This is a genomic window from [Clostridium] ultunense DSM 10521, assembly GCF_000511955.1.
In the GTDB taxonomy this organism is placed as follows: Bacteria; Bacillota; Clostridia; order Tissierellales; family Tepidimicrobiaceae; genus Schnuerera; species Schnuerera ultunensis.
Genome location: NZ_AZSU01000002.1, coordinates 217000 through 234504, shown reverse-complemented (window position 1 = coordinate 234504; position 17505 = coordinate 217000). Strand labels below are relative to the sequence as shown.

Annotated in this window: 12 protein-coding genes; 3 read left to right on the top strand and 9 right to left on the bottom strand. The window is 34.6% G+C overall.

Annotated features, from left to right (window positions below):
- Positions 1-34 precede the first annotated feature (34 nt).
- Positions 35-1723 carry a hypothetical protein gene (locus tag CUL_RS0103985; protein ID WP_025640565.1) on the top strand — a complete coding sequence of 563 codons (1689 nt, stop codon included), beginning with the start codon at positions 35-37 and terminating at the stop codon, positions 1721-1723.
- A gap of 538 nt (positions 1724-2261) precedes the next feature.
- Here the strand turns inward: CUL_RS0103985 and CUL_RS0103975 are convergent.
- The 4 genes from CUL_RS0103975 to CUL_RS16605 all read right to left on the bottom strand — a co-directional run bounded on the left by CUL_RS0103975 (position 2262) and on the right by CUL_RS16605 (position 8818).
- Positions 2262-4214, bottom strand: coding sequence for a methyl-accepting chemotaxis protein (locus CUL_RS0103975; RefSeq protein ID WP_025640564.1), 1953 nt, complete (start codon positions 4212-4214; stop codon positions 2262-2264).
- Positions 4215-4271: 57 nt separating this feature from the next.
- Positions 4272-4406 carry a DUF2179 domain-containing protein gene (locus CUL_RS20115; protein ID WP_408065617.1) on the bottom strand — a complete coding sequence of 45 codons (135 nt, stop codon included), beginning with the start codon at positions 4404-4406 and terminating at the stop codon, positions 4272-4274.
- Between the two features lie 113 nt (positions 4407-4519).
- The gene (locus CUL_RS17885) at positions 4520-6316 is read right to left on the bottom strand and encodes an LTA synthase family protein (RefSeq protein ID WP_025640563.1); all 1797 of its coding nucleotides are present in this window, start codon (positions 6314-6316) and stop codon (positions 4520-4522) included.
- Between the two features lie 90 nt (positions 6317-6406).
- Entirely contained in the window at positions 6407-8818 is a 2412-nt protein-coding gene (locus CUL_RS16605) for a sulfatase-like hydrolase/transferase (RefSeq protein WP_025640562.1), read from the bottom strand.
- Positions 8819-8985: 167 nt separating this feature from the next.
- On the opposite strand from CUL_RS16605, the gene CUL_RS0103960 reads away from it, so the two are divergent.
- Positions 8986-9492 (top strand): ECF transporter S component, encoded by a 507-nt coding sequence (locus tag CUL_RS0103960; protein WP_025640561.1) that lies wholly within the window; start codon positions 8986-8988, stop codon positions 9490-9492.
- A gap of 112 nt (positions 9493-9604) precedes the next feature.
- A complete protein-coding gene (locus CUL_RS0103955) occupies positions 9605-10774 on the top strand; it encodes a dicarboxylate/amino acid:cation symporter (protein ID WP_025640560.1) in 1170 nt (389 codons plus the stop codon).
- A 59-nt stretch (positions 10775-10833) separates the two neighbouring features.
- On the opposite strand, the gene CUL_RS17880 is transcribed toward CUL_RS0103955, so the two are convergent.
- The 5 genes from CUL_RS17880 to kamD form a co-directional block, all read right to left on the bottom strand.
- Complete coding sequence (locus CUL_RS17880) at positions 10834-12564, bottom strand: HD-GYP domain-containing protein (protein ID WP_025640559.1); 1731 nt, start codon at positions 12562-12564, stop codon at positions 10834-10836.
- Between the two features lie 158 nt (positions 12565-12722).
- On the bottom strand, positions 12723-13070 hold the full coding sequence (locus CUL_RS0103945; protein ID WP_005582283.1) for a PqqD family protein: 348 nt from the start codon (positions 13068-13070) through the stop codon (positions 12723-12725).
- Positions 13071-13082: 12 nt separating this feature from the next.
- Complete coding sequence (locus CUL_RS0103940; protein WP_269077318.1) at positions 13083-14942, bottom strand: OPT family oligopeptide transporter; 1860 nt, start codon at positions 14940-14942, stop codon at positions 13083-13085.
- Positions 14943-15196: 254 nt separating this feature from the next.
- The gene (kamE, locus tag CUL_RS0103935; RefSeq protein WP_025640557.1) at positions 15197-15937 is read right to left on the bottom strand and encodes a lysine 5,6-aminomutase subunit beta; all 741 of its coding nucleotides are present in this window, start codon (positions 15935-15937) and stop codon (positions 15197-15199) included.
- On the bottom strand, positions 15937-17496 hold the full coding sequence (gene kamD, locus CUL_RS0103930) for a lysine 5,6-aminomutase subunit alpha (RefSeq protein ID WP_005582279.1): 1560 nt from the start codon (positions 17494-17496) through the stop codon (positions 15937-15939). Before kamD ends, kamE begins: the two co-directional genes overlap by 1 nt.
- Between the last annotated feature and the right edge of the window lie 9 nt (positions 17497-17505).

Sequence of the window (17505 nt, the reverse complement as noted above, 5' to 3'; positions counted from 1 at the left end):
ATTATATCTTTTGTATTAAAGAGGGGGAATGGTTTTGAAGAATAGATTTATTATATTTACATTGATCATACTCATTTTACTTCCATCCCTTCCTAGGCCTAGTCATGGAAAAGGCCAGGTGATGGAAATTGATGCTTTGTTTGGAGATTTTAAACTTCAGGTGGAAGGAAAGTATTTCCCCCATAAGGAAACCTTTATATATGATGGAGAACTTTGGGTACCTATGAAGGAAATAGCCAAGGCTTTAGATATGGGATATGCTTTCGACCCCAATAAGAGGAGTCTAAAGTTGAATTCCCATGGGAAGTTGAATATAGATGATATTTCTAAAGAGCCTGTGGCTTATCAAAGAGGATACGAGATACAAGCAAAGGAAAAAAATATTGCCGAGTTAGATAGACAGATTCGAACATTTGAAGGTAGATGGACTAGTAACCCTAGTGAAGTAGAGGGTGTAATTCGAAATATTAAAGTGGGGTTTTCTGATATAGATGTACTATTAGATGGTAAGAAAATCTCTTTAGATAGGGACCCTTTGTTATATAAGGATGATGTATATATTTCTCTAGTAGCCCTATCACCTATATTATACATAACTCCAGATCTTGAAGGGAATATAGTTAATATAGATGGTAATGGTATATTAGCTAAAAAACCAGGATTTAATAATGTGGCAAATTTGACTAATTTTAGAGACTCCCTTAGTTTAAGGCGAGATAGAGAGTTGGCTGAATTAGAGAAAAAGAAAAAAATCCTTATGGACGTGAAAATACCCTATGAAGAAGTAGATAGTATAGGGGATATGGAAAGGTATTTAAATAGACATTTAGGATATATAGGAAAATTACCAGTAGATATTGGTCTTAGATCTGGAGGAGGTTCTTGGTACTATCTAGATATAGAGTTTGGAACTAGGAATATTTCTAGATGGAGAAACCTAACTAGACGGGATGTAGAAGCTTATGTATGGGATATATTTGTGGCTATAACCAGCTTATATGATGAGGAAGCTAAGATTCAAGGCCAAATAATAAATCCTTATAGATCTAGATATAATTATGTAGAATTTGATACTAGAATAAGGAATATAGTCTTTAAGTTTATAGATAGTAAACTGGATATGACAGAGAAGGTAGATCCTCAGTTTATAACAGATCTGCTTGAAAAAAGGCTGGGTAGATATTATAAAGAGTATTTTGATTTTACGGCTAGAATATCTGGCTATGATTTAGAGCTTATAATCTATCCTGACAGTAGATATTTTATGGATAGATGGAATGTCCATAATAAGCTTAGTTTCTTAAAGGAGATAGATTATATAATAAAAGAATATTATCCAGGGTTACGTATAAATGGAGTTATTGAATATCCGGGCAAGGATAGTATCCAATTCCTTATAGATGATGGAAAGGTCCGTTCCCCCGATTTGGAAAGGGAGACGGAGGAATTTCTAAATGATAGATATGGATTATTTAAATCTGGAACCCTTAGAATTCCAATGGAATATAAATTACATCCTACCAATTTGGATGATTATAAACTATTGGTATATATGGATTTTGATATAAATGATGATAGATGGAATAAAACTGTAGAGGGTGCTTTAGAAGCCTTTTTACAAGATGTAATATCTGAAGTAATCGGCCTATGGGATATGAATATATTCCTTCAAGCCTATGACAAGAATCAATATATTGTAAAAGAGGTAATAAAGACACCATAATCCGAGCCTATGCCACAAAGGCAGGCATGAATGATAGCCCTATCTCTACCTTTGAATATAGGGGCATAGATGAATAAAAAATGTCATCCTGAGCAAAGTGGAGGATCTATAAAATCAGGATCCTTCACAGTGTTCAGGATGACAGTTCTGCTCATTCACTAATATTAACTGTCTCCTATTTAATTTTAATCTGTTCTACTGTTCTAAACTATATTCAACTCCCTCACAATAATGCTTTCAATATCATTTATATCTATTAATTCTCCAAAAATTACGGTGTTTACAAAGTCCTCTTCGCCACCTCCATGAAACAATTAGAAAGTTTTATTGCAGAGGTTGATTCCTCAATTTCTATTTTTTAATCCCAAAGTTCCTCATGTTTTATTATTTCACCGTTTTTAATTTCAGTATCTGCCTGCCCTATCAAAATGAAAATTCCAATTATCTTTTAAATTTAATTTCCACATTTTTTCTATACATATATCTTCATATATAAGTGAAAATGCAGTAGGACAAGGGGTCTGACCCGGTGTCCTAATTACATCTTTATCTCAGATATAAGGGTTTGAAGCCCTTCTGCAAGTATTGCCAAGCTTTCACTGGCAGATGCTATTTCTTCCATGGAGGCTGTTTGTTCTTCTGTTGATGCTGAAACGTTTTGTACGCTTTCCGATATTTCTCTTGACATCTGTTCAATGGAGTTTACAGAACCTACTACATCTTCAGTACCTTCAGCTACTTGTGCTATGGCTTGAGATATGCTTTCTATCTGTTTGGATATTTCGTCTATTGAATTTATAATGGCCATAAAGGTCTCTTTGGTTTCATCTATTGACACTAACCCTTTGTCCACCTCTTCTTTGCTTAGATTCATGTTTTTATTTGCCTTATCAATTATATCTTGATTTTTCTTTATTATTTCATATATATCTTCTGTGGAGTTGTGGACTTCTTCTGCCAATTTTCTAATCTCCTCTGCTACTACTGCAAATCCACTTCCGTATTCACCTGCCCTCGCTGCCTCTATAGCTGCATTTAATGCAAGTAAATTAGTTTGTTCCGCAACTTCCTGAATTACCTGTATTATATTGTCCATCTCCTGGGAGCTATTGTCTACATCTACTAGGGATATTTGTACCTTTTCTGTACTTTCAACTATATTGTTCATCTGGGATATGACTTGTTCAATCTTGTTTCTTCCCTCATCTGAACTGTTAGAAATACTTTGACTTAAGTTGCCTATACCTTCTGCATTTGCTGATATCTCTTGAATCTGTGCTGATATTTCCTCTATTGCAGATACGGCATTTAGTATGTCTCTTTGTTGATTTTCTGAATCTACAGCAATCCCGCCAGCTGATTCAGCTACGCTATTGGAAGCAGAAGCAGCTTCTTGGGAGACAGATGTCAGTTCTTCCGAAGATGATGCCACCTGCTCTGATGATTGGCTTACTTTTTTTGCAAAGTCCTTGAAATGATCTATTATAGATTGAAGAGATGCTGTCATCTGACCAATTTCATCTTTCCTCCTTAAAGTCTTTTCATCTACGTCCTCTGTCAAGTCTAAGTTTTCTATTTTGGCTGCTAGTTTTACAGATTCTCCTATGGGTTTGGATATTGAATTCCCAATGATAATGGAAACTACTACTGCTATAATAACTATTATTGCAGTAGTTATAATAGTCATCTTTATGGAGTTTCTAAATGGCCTTTGTATTTCATCAGTAGGTATTGCCACCCCAATCTTCCAATTGGTTTCATTCATATCCTCAATAAAAAAGGTCCTTTCCACCTTATCATAATCCTTTAACTCCCCATCTAATATTTCAGCTATATTTACATATCCCTTTTCCGCATCAGGGTTAAACTCTTCATCTTTATGAGTTATAATATCCCCTTCTCCATCTAATAGAAATCCATAGGAGTCTTCGCCTAATTCTAAGTTTGAAACTATTTCCACTAGATGGTCAATGAATATATCTGAGCCTAAAACCCCAATTAACCTATCGCCTTCTTTAATAGCCTTGGAAAGAGTAACTGTGATATCACCAGTTCTAAAGTCTATATAAGGCGAAGACACGACTACATCATCAGTAGTTTGTGCATCTATGTACCAATCCCTCTCAGTACAATCAAAATCATCTGGTGGTATATAGTCAATTCCAAATATTGCAGATCCATTAGGAAATCCAAGATAGTATACATTCTCTCCATTGGTTTCTCCTTGCTTTTCTAGATATTTATGTACATAATCAAATTCAAATTCATCATTATATATTAGTGCATCACCTATTTCTTTCAGAGAACTTTTTTGGATGCTTAGCCACTGATCCATTTCTCTTGCTGTAATCTTAGCGGTATTCCTAGCATTCTCTTCTATCTCATTTAAAAGTTCTTTTGCTGTAAAATTATAATTAACTAAAGATACGAGGAAAATGCTTAGAATGCATAAGATACATGTGAATAACACTATTCTTGTTTTAATCTTCATATGAACTCCTCCTCGGTATATAATTACCCCTCTAAAGATATTACCGTCTGAATTTTCTCAATCTAAATATATATTTCTGCAAAATCTAACACATTCCTCTAATTTCTTTGAAGTTTTTATATAAAAAGGATCTATTTCATCTACTATGGCCTTCAGTCTTGCAGTTTCTCGAGATGTTACTATACAATATATAACCTCTGGTTGCAGTTAATAATAATGAATATAGGAATATTGATTAAGAATAGAGATATACCAGTCTGCACCTAAAAATTTTAGGGACGGTTTTCACCGTCCCCATTGTACTACTATTTCCCAAAAAAGTCAGTTTTCAATATATAATCGGATTTGTTTATTTCTTCTATTACCATTTTATGTTCTTCTATATAATCCTCTGGATTGAGGGCTGCTCTTGTTTTTATATTGTAGACTCGGCTGTTTTCAAATACTCCGTCTCTGGACATTTCTAGTAGTATTTCATCGGTTATGATAGAGCCTTTCAAAGCGTAGGTTTGGGGGGCTACGAAGTTTTGTCCTTCATAATTGATTAAATCCCTGCCAAACATGAGGCCTTTTTCGTTTTCATAACCCATAATGTTCAATATAGTTGGCATAAAGTCCAACATACTGCCTACCCTATTTATGGTTTCATTGGTCTCTAAGGCTGGTATATGGATTATTAATGGCACTTTCATCATCTCGTCTAAATCGTAAGTATATCCTAAATAATCCGTCATTAATTTTTGGTCCTCTTTGTTTAAACTATTTATGGCAAAATGGTCGCCGTATATTACCAATAGGGATTCCTCATATAGTCCTTCCTTCTTTAGTTCTTCTATAAACTCACCTAAAACCTTATCTAAATATTGGACAGACTGAAGGTAGTTTCCTAATAAAGTATCCTTATGCTCTTTCTTTATATCTAAATACTCGTACTTTTCCGGCATCTTAAAGGGATTATGGCTAGTTAAAGTAATCATAAAGGCGTAGAAAGGATTATCATCTATACTATCCAATTCCTTTAGATAATCCATAGATTGTTTAAAAAACTCTCCATCGGTAATTCCAAAACCTATGGTCTCCACCAGTTCATAGTCATCTTGGGATATGAATCTTTGGAAGCCTTGATTTACATATGCCTTATCCCTATTCCAAAACTCCTTTTCATACCCGTGTAAAGCCCAAGCCGTATAGCCTTGGTCTCTAAGGATCCAAGGTAGTCCATAAAAGGTATTGTCCACATATTGGGTATAGGTAGGTTCTTCCATAGAAGGATATAGGGAGTTATGGGTGACGAATTCTGCATCGGAAGTATTTCCCCTACCTATTAATTGATAGTAATTGTTAAAATAGAGGCTACCCTGTTCTTTAATTAATCCATTTAGATTTGGAGTTACCTCCTGGCCTTCATAGTAATGATTTATAACGAAGTTTTGTAAAGATTCCACCTGGATTACTATTAGATTCTTCCCTTTTCCTAGGCCTGTATATTTTCCTTCTACCAATTTAGTTCGCTGTTTCAATTCATCTAAATCCTTACCAGTTAAAGATACAGTCTCCGTTATGTCTTCCTTCATTATAGTCTTCTTAATATCCTTAGCATGGTAGGTGAATATTTCCTGATTGGTTACTGGCCCAAATAAGCTGATCTTACTCAGGATTATTAAGGTAATAATTAAAATCAAGGCTAAACCCCCAGGAATTCCCCATCTTATATATTTATTATAGTTCTTGGTTCTTTTTCTTTTTCTTGAATATATATAGGTTAAAGGTAGGTCAAGTAAAAACAATAGATTTCTAATGGATAGTAATGTTTTAACGCTATCCCCTACTGCTGTTACCTGTCCCATCTGTTTTATCATCCTTATGGAGGGCAAGGTGTTAAAATAGGTATAGTAGACCACATCTGCAAACATGATCGCAGATACTACCGCATAAAATTTAAAACCTCGTCGGTATTTTTTCTTATTATTGCTTAGATATATGAAGGTGAAGCAAAATAGTATTACTAATAAACTTATTAGGAATACTAGTCCTCTATTGTATTTCACCCTAGTAATATTCATAAACAATAGGATTTTTAGTATTAGTAATAGTGGTAACATAAATATTCCTCCATCTATGTTTTGACTTCTATTGAATTTTTTTAGATAGGAAGAGGGTGTTAGAACGACTATCGAAGGGTCTCTTTCCCTCTACTGCCCTATAAAAAAACCGTCTATATTCTTGTATCTTCTTGTATTTAATCCTTTATCTACTCCATCTAAATATACGGGTATGTTTAGATTTTTCAATCCTTTTATAAAGGATTTTTTGGCTGATTTTTTATCCATTATGACTCCAGCTAAAGGATGTCTCTTTAGAAAATCCATTATCTCTTTTCTACTATAGTTTCCTTTAGATATATTGAGCATTATATTTTTAAAGGCTTTGTTGGATAATTTATTATATTGTTCAAATTTGGTCATCTCCACTATAAATCTGTCCTTTAAAGTTGGGCAATCCTCTTTCACCTTTAAAAAGATGGATTCATCTTCTTCATTAGATCGAAGGATTACATAGGCTTCCTCATGTTTTTCCATCCAATTGACCAAATCCTCCATATCCTGTTGGCCTTTTAATAGTATTTCTTCATTTCCTCTAAAATGGAGTTCGACTGCCAATAGGCGACTTCCCTTTTCATAGCTTTTCCTTAGCTGTTCTAGTGGATTATCATAACATTTAATTATTAGTTTGTCATCAGGTATATTTTCCCCCTCTAGTTGAGCTAAATCTATCTGGCCTTGGTTTTCCATTAGAAGTTTTATCAAATCCCTTTTCAGTATATAATCGGATTTATTTATTTCAGATATTATATTCTCATATCTTTCTTTAAAATTTTTCACATCTAAAGGTTCTCTGGTCTTCCTATCCAAGGCTTTGCTATTTTCAAACAATCCATCGTTAGACATATAGAATAAGGTATCATCGTCTATATAGGAACCTTTTAATACATAGGTTTGAGCTGCAACAAAGTTTTCCCCTTCGTAATTTGCTAAATCCCTGCCAAACATTAGGCCTTTCCCATTTTCATAGCCCATAATATTCAATATGGTAGGTAGAAAATCCAATTGGCTACCTATTCTAGATATGGTTTCATTGACTTCCTCACCTGGTATATGGATTATCAATGGAATTTTAAACATTTCATTTACATCATATTCTATGTTTAGAAAGTCCTCCATTAATTCTACCCCAGAAGGATTGAAACCAGTGATAGCAAAATGGTCTCCATAAAAGGCTATTACAGAATTATCATAGAAGCCTTCCTCTTTTAAATCCTCTAAAAATTCTCCTAAGGCCTTGTCCGCATAATGGATAGACTGTAGATAATCCCCTAATATAGTGCCTTCATGTTCTTCTTTTATGTCCAGATATTGATATTCTTCCGGCATTTTAAAAGGGGTATGGCTGGTTAGAGAGATTATAAAGGCGTAGAAGGGATTATCATCTATACTGTCTAATTCCTTTAGATAATCCATAGATTGGCTATAGAATTCTTCATCGGTAATTCCAAAACCTATGGTCTCTATTAAATCAAAATCCTCTTCTGATATAAACCTTTGGAAGCCTTGATTTACATAGGCCTTATCCCTATTCCAAAACTCTTTTTCATATCCATGGAATACCCAAGCAGTATAACCCTGGTCTCTAAGAATCCAGGGCAGTCCATAGAAAGTATTTCCTTCATATTGACTGTAGGTTGGTTCTTCCATAGATGGATATAGGGAGTTATTGGTTACGAATTCTGCATCGGAAGTATTCCCTCTGCCTATTTGTTGATAATAGTTGTCAAAATAAAGGCTACCTTTTTCCCTTATCAATCTATTTAAATTAGGAGTTATCTCCTGTCCTTCATAGAAACAATTTATGACAAAATTTTGTAAAGCTTCTACTTGTATTACTATTAAATTTTTATCTTTCCCGATTCCCGTATATTCACCTTCTTTTAACTTACTCCGCTCTATTAATTCTTCCAAATCCTCTTGGGTAAATATGCCCCTTCCCTCAGCTATTTCATCTTCTGCTAAAGTAGTTTTAAAATCCTTTATATGATAGGTAAATAGTTCTTGATTGCTAATTGGTTCCATTAGTCCCTTAAAGTTTAAAAGGGATAAGACTATTACAAGTATTAACCCTATACTAGCAGGGACTCCGAACCTTATATATTTATTATAGGTTTTACTTTCTCCTACCTCTGGATTTTTCCTATGATTTATCATATGGAAGGGTATGTCCAATAGAAACATTAAATTTTTTATATCCAATAATGCTCTGACGCTATCTCCTACTGCCCCTAATTGATGAAACTGTTTCATCATCCTTATAGATGGCAATGAATTGAAATAGCTATAGTACATCACATCTGCAAACATAAAGGCAGATACTATATTATATAGAGAAAACTCTATGGTTCTCTTCCTTTTAAAATTGCTGAAATGGATTAAGGCGAAAAGGAATAAGATTATCAATGTACTAGTAAATAGTACTAAAGATTCATTATGTTCAACTTTGGTTATATCCATAAATAATAAAATTTTCCATATCAATAATGCTGCAAACCACATTTTTATTCCCCCAACTAATCATTAAACTTTTATATAATATTAATTTACACCAATATGGATTCCCTTGCAAGTTTTTGAGAAATATATGGCTAAAATGTTGGAAAAATCCTAAAAAGATTGTATAATGTATAGGCATACTTCTATTTTTTTGAGAAAGGAGATCGACTATGAGATTTAGGACAAAAGATTTAGTAACTGCTGCTGTGTTGATAGCTATTGGTATTATCCTTCCTATGATAATACATATATCTGGTATTAATGGAGCTGTTTTTCTCCCTATGCATATACCGGTATTACTTTCTGGATTAATATTAGGTTCTTCATTAGGACTTATTGTAGGAATTATATCACCTATGCTTAATCATATTCTAACTGGTATGCCACCAGTACCAATTATTTGGATCATGTTGGTTGAATTGGCAGTATATGGTCTCGTATCCGGCTATCTTTATAGAAAGGTTAAAATGACCTTAATGCCTTCTTTAATCTTTAGTATGATCCTTGGCCGAATAAGCGCTGCCTTGACAGTCTTAGTTTTAGGGGCAGTTTTATCACTTCCAATGCCTCCTTTAGGCTTGTATATAAAAGGAATAACTATTACAGCCTTACCTGGAATAATAATTCAAATTCTATTAATACCATCTATTGTGAGAGCTTATGAAAAGAATAGATAGGGTAATAAGTTCCCATTTCGGTGCCTGGCACCGATAATGGGAACTTATTTTATTTTTTTGTATTTTTTAATAGAATTAGCACATAATATAGGTAGGAAAGGAGGATATTTTTATGAGAAGAATGGGATTATTGCCCAAGTTGATTATTGCTATTATACTTGGGATAATTATAGGAAATTTTGCCCCTGCCTGGGTAGTTAGGATATTGGCTACTTTTAATAGTCTATTTGGGAATTTCCTTGGATTTGCTATACCTCTTATCATAATAGGGTTTGTAGCTCCTGGAATTGGAGATTTAGGAGAGGAAGCTGGTAAGCTACTGGCAATAACTGCTGGTATCGCTTATGGATCCACTATTATTTCTGGTGCTTTAGCCTATTTTACATCTTCCATAGTACTACCTATGTTTTTAACTCCTGGGGTTTTAAATGTGGCTGCAACTAACCCTGAGGAAGCCCTTTTACAGGCTTATTTTGAGGTAGATATGCCTCCCATTTTTGGGGTAATGACGGCTCTGTTAATAGCTTTTACTTTAGGTCTTGGGATTGCAGCTATTAAAGGAGATACAATAAAGAGATTTATGAGTGAGTTTCAATCTATTATAGAAAAGCTTATATCTAGTATAATAATTCCTCTGCTACCCTTCCATATATTAGGTATATTTGCTAATATGACCTATGCTGGACAGGTGGCTACTATATTGTCCGTATTTGCTAGAGTATTTGTAATGGTAATTTTGCTTCATATTACGGTTTTGATAATACAGTTTATAATTGGCGGGGCTGTTGCAGGAGGAAATCCTTTTAGATTGTTGAAAAATATGGTGCCTGCTTATTTTACAGCTGTAGGTACCCAGTCTTCTGCAGCCACTATTCCCGTTACTTTAGAGCAGACTAAGAAGAATGGAGTTCAAGATGGAATAGCGGATTTTGTAATTCCCCTATGTGCTACTATCCACCTATCGGGAAGTACTATTACCTTGGTCAGTTGTTCTATGGCCATTATGATGTTAAATGGCATGACTACTAGCTTCAGGGTGATGTTTCCCTTTATATTGATGTTGGGAGTCACCATGGTGGCTGCTCCCGGAGTACCTGGTGGTGCTGTTATTGCAGCTTTAGGCCTATTGGAAACCATGTTAGGCTTTCCTTCTGCCATGCTTTCCTTAATGATTGCTCTATACGTAGCCCAGGATAGTTTTGGTACAGCGACCAATGTTACTGGAGATGGGGCGATTGCATTAATGGTAAATAGGATTTCTGGATACAGATTAAAGTATTAATATAGTTCTATAAAAAAGAAGGAACTATGGTTGATATATAGTTCCTTTTAATATTTTAATCATATTCTATATTCAGATATGGTTTTCCGCAATTCAATTTGCTTTCTAAATAATTGCCTATATATGGCATCCCTTTTTGAATCTGGTATATTGGTATAATGAAGGTCGAAATATTTATAGGGCCCAAAATCATAGCTTTTTAATATGCTACCAGTAATATCTATATCATATTCTTCGAATAAAATTTTTACCTTTAAAGGCTTACCAATAGGTATACCTATTGCCCAATTATCATGTAATGAGAAAGATAGTGCATCTCCACCTATTCTTATAATTTCTATGGGAGTTTTTCTATTTCCATCCCCCCAATATAATATGCCTTCCAAATTCCAAAGGAGATTGAAAGTATTAGGTGATGGAATTAATTTTATGGATGAAATATAGAAGGTATTGTCTATCAGATCCTCCAGTTTGATTTCATAATAATTAAGGTTGTTTAATTTTTTTACTACCATTTCTACATTGGCTATCTTAGATAGGTCTATTCCATCTACCTTAGACTCTTCATCAGGATTAAATATATAATAGTTTCCCATATTAAATAATGCACCTTCAATGATGATAACTTTTTCTTCATAGCTGATTATCAAAGAACTTAGGCCAACGGTGTGATAATGGGTTTCCTTTAGTTGGTTTTGAGCTTTAGTCAATCTATCCACCATTATATCTACTAATTGGGGGTGAAACTGTTTCCCCTTCTCCCTGTACAATTCCCTTATGACTGCATTTATTGGCATGGCTTTTTTATAGGGTTTGTTGGTTAACATGGCGTCTACTGAATCAGATATGCCGATTATATAGCTTTCAAAGGGTACCTCATCACCTTTCAAGCCTGAAGGATATCCCTTCCCATCGTATCTTTCATGGTGGTATTTGATTATCCTTGGAATATCGTCTAATCCTTCAATATGACCTAATAGGTTTTTAGAGATTTTATAACTGTATAGAATATGGTATTTAATTATTGCATATTCCTCTTCTGTCAATGTTTCAGGTTTATTCAATACCTTAGAATCTATCATACATTTGCCTAAATCATGTAATAGGCCTGCAAATGCTAATTGGTTTAATTCCTCACGAGAAAATCCTAATTCCATTCCAATTTCCCTACACCAATTGGCCACATTATAGCTATGATTAGATAGGTAGGGGTCCTTTTGTTCCAAAATATCAATGAAAATATCTATCATATTGATGGCGTCGGATATTTGTTCAAATCTTGCTAGACATAATGTAAGCAATTTGGATATGTCAGAAACTTTTTCATTTATCTCTTTATCTTCTGAAAAAAATCCGGAAGGAAATTCTTTATATATATTGGAACCTAGGTATAAACAACCAATTAGTTTCATAGATAAATTATCAATATTATCATATTTAAATATGGGAATTAGAACTTCAGATTTAATATTCTCTAATAGAAGAGGCAAACTACTATGGTAGTGATTTTCTACTTTATCCTTTTTATCTATTAATTCTTTTATAGAATTGTATTGCCTTTTATTTAAAAATAGTGTACTTGGAATCATGTCTTGGCAGGAATGATTATCTTTGCTACTTACTCCCCTTACAAAAGCTAAATTTCTAGAATCATTAAACAAAAAAGATATACATATGTCATAATCCAGTAGTTCAATTATCCTATTTTGTTTCCGTATTAATTTGCGTTCGGTAGTATTAAATTGGCTTTTTATCCATCTGCTAGAATTTAAGTCAATTCTTACAGACATGTGATCACCCTTCCTTGTTTTGGTGCTTTTGTACTATGTTCTATAGGACTATTATACTATATTCTTCTTTTTATTTCAATATTCGACCTTTTACTACTAACAAATTAAAAAAAGCCTCTTAATTTATTCCTAAAAGGAAATAAACTAAGAGGCTTATTTTACATAAACTCTATAAATTTATTATTTTTCAATATATTGATATATTGGATAAGCCTTTCATATAGGGGTTCTGCTTCTTCTTTGAATTCATCTTTTACTAATTGGGATATCTGGTGTATATTTTTTTGTCCATCTATATGGTTCCATATGAAAGAGCCCATTTTATCTAAATCAATCCTATATTTATCTGGGGTGAAAAATAGTTTCCTAACTATCTTTTCGAATAATGAATCCCTATATATTATTATTTGGACTAATCCATCTTCTTTTTCTACCCAATGGATTTTATCCGATTTTTTCGGTATATAGTCTAGATAGTTTTCCTCATTTTTGTTCTTATTAAACATATTTCTCCCCTATTATTCTTCTACTTTAGCAAAGAAGGATTTCTTTATCAATAGGTATGCCAGTCCTGCAAAGAACGCCAAGGATCCCCATTGACCTAGAACATTGTTGCCAAAGGCAATTTTATCTGCAACGGTTGCTCCTCCTGCTGGTATTATAGCCAATATTGCTAATAGTATTCCTATTAGGCCTTCTCCTGCTATAAGACCGGAAGAGAATAATACTCCTCCTTCGATTTTTTCTTTAAGGATGCCTTCTTCTTCTTTTCTCTTTTCAAGTATTCCTCTAATAATTCCACCAACCATAATTGGAGTACTTAAGTGGATTGGTAGATATAGTCCTACTGCAAAGGGTAGGATTTGAATACCTAGTAGTTCAACGACTATACCTATACCTACACCTGTAAATACTAATGCCCAAGGAAGATTACCACCCATTACTCCTTCAATAACCAATTTCATCAATGTAGCTTGTGGTGCTGGCAGTTCTTGTGAGCCAAAGCCCCAAGCTTTATTTAATAGTAATAATACTAACCCAATTACTAGACCGGAAGCTATTGCTCCTATTAATTCTCCATATTGTTGTTTCCTTGGAGTAGCTCCAACTAAGAAACCAGTCTTTAAGTCTTGGGACATATCTCCTGCCATAGCTGCTATGATACAGATTACTGAACCTACAGCTAAGGCTCCTATCATACCTTCTTCCCCATCGAAGCCTATGGCTTTGAATATGATGGAGGTAATTAATAGAGTTGCTATGGTCATTCCTGATACTGGGTTATTACTACTACCTACTAGACCTACAAGTCTTGCTGATACTGTTGCAAAGAAGAAACCGAATATAGCGATTATCAATGCGCCTGGAATCCCTACAGGTATGAAATCTGTAGCTCCTATAAATATTACTATAGCTACTACTCCTATTAAAGCCCCTTTGATGGACATATCTTCATCTGTTCTAAGGGTTGAAGTAGAGCCTGCTGTGCTCTTTAAGCCTCCTAAAGCTTCTTTGAAGGTCCTAAATATTAATGGTAAGGATTTAACCAAACTTAATATTCCTCCAAAGGCTACGGCTCCTGCTCCAATATATCTAATATAATTACCCCATATGCCCCAGTAGTCCAATTCACTTAAAGGTACTGCAGCTGGATAGATTATATCTGGTATATACTGTCCTAAATGGGTTATAAGAGGTATAAGGACTAACCAACCTAATACAGCTCCTGATAACATATAGGCAGATATTTGTGGGCCTACTATAAAGCCTACCCCTAATAGAGCTGGTAGAGTGTCCATACCTATGGCTGCCCCTTTATATCCTGGTAAAGCCCATTCAATTTCTGAAGGGAATAATTTAATTCCATCGGTAATAAATTTAAATACTGATCCAATACCAAGACCTTTGAATACAGTTTCAGCTTTTGCCCCGCCTGTTTCTCCTGCTATTAATACTTCAGCACAAGCAGTTCCCTCAGGATAAGGAAGAACTCCATGTTCGTTTACGATTAACGCTTTCCTTAGGGGAAGCATTAACAAGGCGCCTAATATACCTCCTGCTAAAGCTATAATTACTATCCTTATTAAACTAGGCTCTGCCATGCCAAGTTCCTGAGACCATATGAATAAGGCTGGCATAGTAAAGATTGCTCCTGCTGCTAAGGATTCACCAGCTGAACCTATGGTTTGTACCATATTGTTTTCCAAAATAGATTCCCTTTTCATAATTCCACGGATGATACCCATAGAGATTACCGCTGCTGGTATGGAAGCACTGATTGTCATACCAACCCTAAGGCCAATGTAGGCGTTAGCGGCACCAAATACTATAGCCATAATAATACCAATTATAATTGCTGTGGGTGTAAACTCCGGCATTACCTTATCCGCTGGAATATAGGGCTTGAATTCTTGTAACTGTTTTTCCACTTTGATAACTCTCCTTTCTTGTTTTGATTTAATTTTGTATATGATTTAATTTTGTATATTTTAATTATAATTTTTTTAATCATAATTGTCAAATAAATTCAAATTTTGTAATTTATTGCATTAAATTGGTGAAACAATATAGTGTTAAATTATTAAATTGTTGAATATAAATAGCAACCCAATATTGGATTGCTATTTATTCTTTACACCATATTCCTTTTTACCATCTCCGTCACTATAAAGCTAGCTACGTCTTCGGCAAAAGTTCCTGTTCCAAAGCCTGCATCATATCCCAGTTCTTTTGCCAGTTCGTGGGAGATCCTTGGGCCACCACAGGTTAGAACTACCTTATCCCTTATTCCCTCTGCTTCCAATAATTCTACTAATTGGGTTAAATTTGGTATATGAACATCTTTTTGGGTTACTACTTGGGATACCAAAATAGCATCAGCATCTAACTCTATGGCTTTGGCTACTAATTCTTCGTTGGGTACTTGGCTGCCTAGGTTATAGGCCTGAATACCTTCATACCTTTCTAATCCAAAATGGCCTGCATAGCCTTTCATATTCATAATGGCATCTATTCCTACGGTATGGGCATCGGTGCCAGTACAAGCTCCTACTACCACTATATCCCTTTTTATATTATCCTTTATAAATTCTTCTACTTCTTCTTTACTCATTACATCTAAATCTACTTTTGGAACTTCTATTTTAGTATAATCTACTGTATGGACGGACTTCCCATATAATATAAAATAGGTATATCCTACTAAATCCTTAGAATAAACTACGGAAGGCTCTTCTAAGCCCATCTTCTTAGCCAATTGGCGGGCTGCCTCGTTGGCTTCATCGCCATAGGGTACTGGTAAGGTAAAACTTAATTGAACCATTCCATCGTTTAGTGTATCTCCATAGGGTTTAACCCTTGTCAAATCTACCATTACTTTCCACCTCCAACCATTAGTTGAATAAATGGATTAAAGTATCCTGAATCCTTTTTAGCTACTCCATCTAAACCTTTGCCACCGGTTCTAGATCTTTTTACTCCTCCAAATTTTCCTTGTTCTATAGTTGAGAATAATCCATTATTGGCTATTTCATTTAATAATTCCTCAGCATCCGTTAGAACTTTATGGGCTCTAGTTTGAATAATACCACCATCTTTAAAGCTAATCTCATTGCCTAAATCCTTCACATTGTTGAAAATATATTGGGCGTTCTCAATGGATAGGTATCTATCCTGTAGATGAGGGGTGTGGATGGCTTCCGTTAACATTCCCAGTAGCTGGATTCCTTGGTTGGTCATTATGGATACTAGGTTGAATAAGGCGTCTTGTATATGACCTTTAAAAATATTTCCAGTCATATATTTAGTAGGGGGCATATATTTTAATGGTGCATTTGGGAATATTTCTCTTGCCATTTGAGCCTGGGCTAATTCGTATAAAAATCCATTTTCTAAATCAGGATCCATTTCAAAGGCATGACCTAAACCCATTTGTTCTTCTGGAATTCCTGCTTTTAATGCAAATTGTTCGTTTATAAATTGGGAGGCCAATACGGTATGGGCTGCTTCTACTGCGTCGTCTGTTGTAAGGTAGTTATCTTCTCCCGTATTTATTATTATACCTGCATATCCATTAATTACCCTAGAGAAATATTGATCTATCAAGGTCCTTTGCATATTTATATCCCTAAACAGTATTCCATATAGGGCGTCATTTAACATCATATCCAATCTTTCCAAGGCCCCCATAGCTGCTATTTCTGGCATACATAGACCAGAACAATAATTACAAAGTCTAATATATCTACCTACTTCTTCTCCTACTTCGTCTAAGGCTTTTCTCATCAATTTAAAGTTTTCTTGAGTAGCATAGGTTCCTCCGAATCCTTCAGTAGTAGGACCATAGGGTACATAGTCTAATAGACTTTGACCTGTAGTTCTAATTACTGCTATTACGTCAGCTCCTTGACGAGCTGCTGATTTAGCTTGTTCTATATCTTCATATATATTTCCTGTAGCAACTATTACATATAGATAGGGTTTTTTCCCTTCTCCTAAGGTGTTTATTAATTCTTCCCTTTTATTTCTATTGGTCTTGATCTTCTCTACCCTTTCCTCTGCCATTTCAAATACGGTTCCTTGAATTTTTTCCTCATTAGCTGCGGGTAATCGAGTAATGTCCAATTCTCCCCTAGCTATTTTTTCTGCTATTTCTTGAGGTTGGTCTCCTGTCTGAACTACAGCATTACCTAACCAATAGGCTATTCCCCTTTCTAAACCACCACCTTCTTTAATATTGTCAATAAGTACATTTGGTAGAGGTTTGTCTATTTCATCTACGCCATCTACTCCCAATAGTCTGGCAATAGTTCTTTCTGTGGAAGTGGTAGTATGTTCATCTATAAATTTTTGCACATCGTCAGCTATTACCTTAGCTGCATTTCTAGAACTGTGGATTAATTTTTGATCAAGATTTAATTTACTCAAATACATCACACCCTT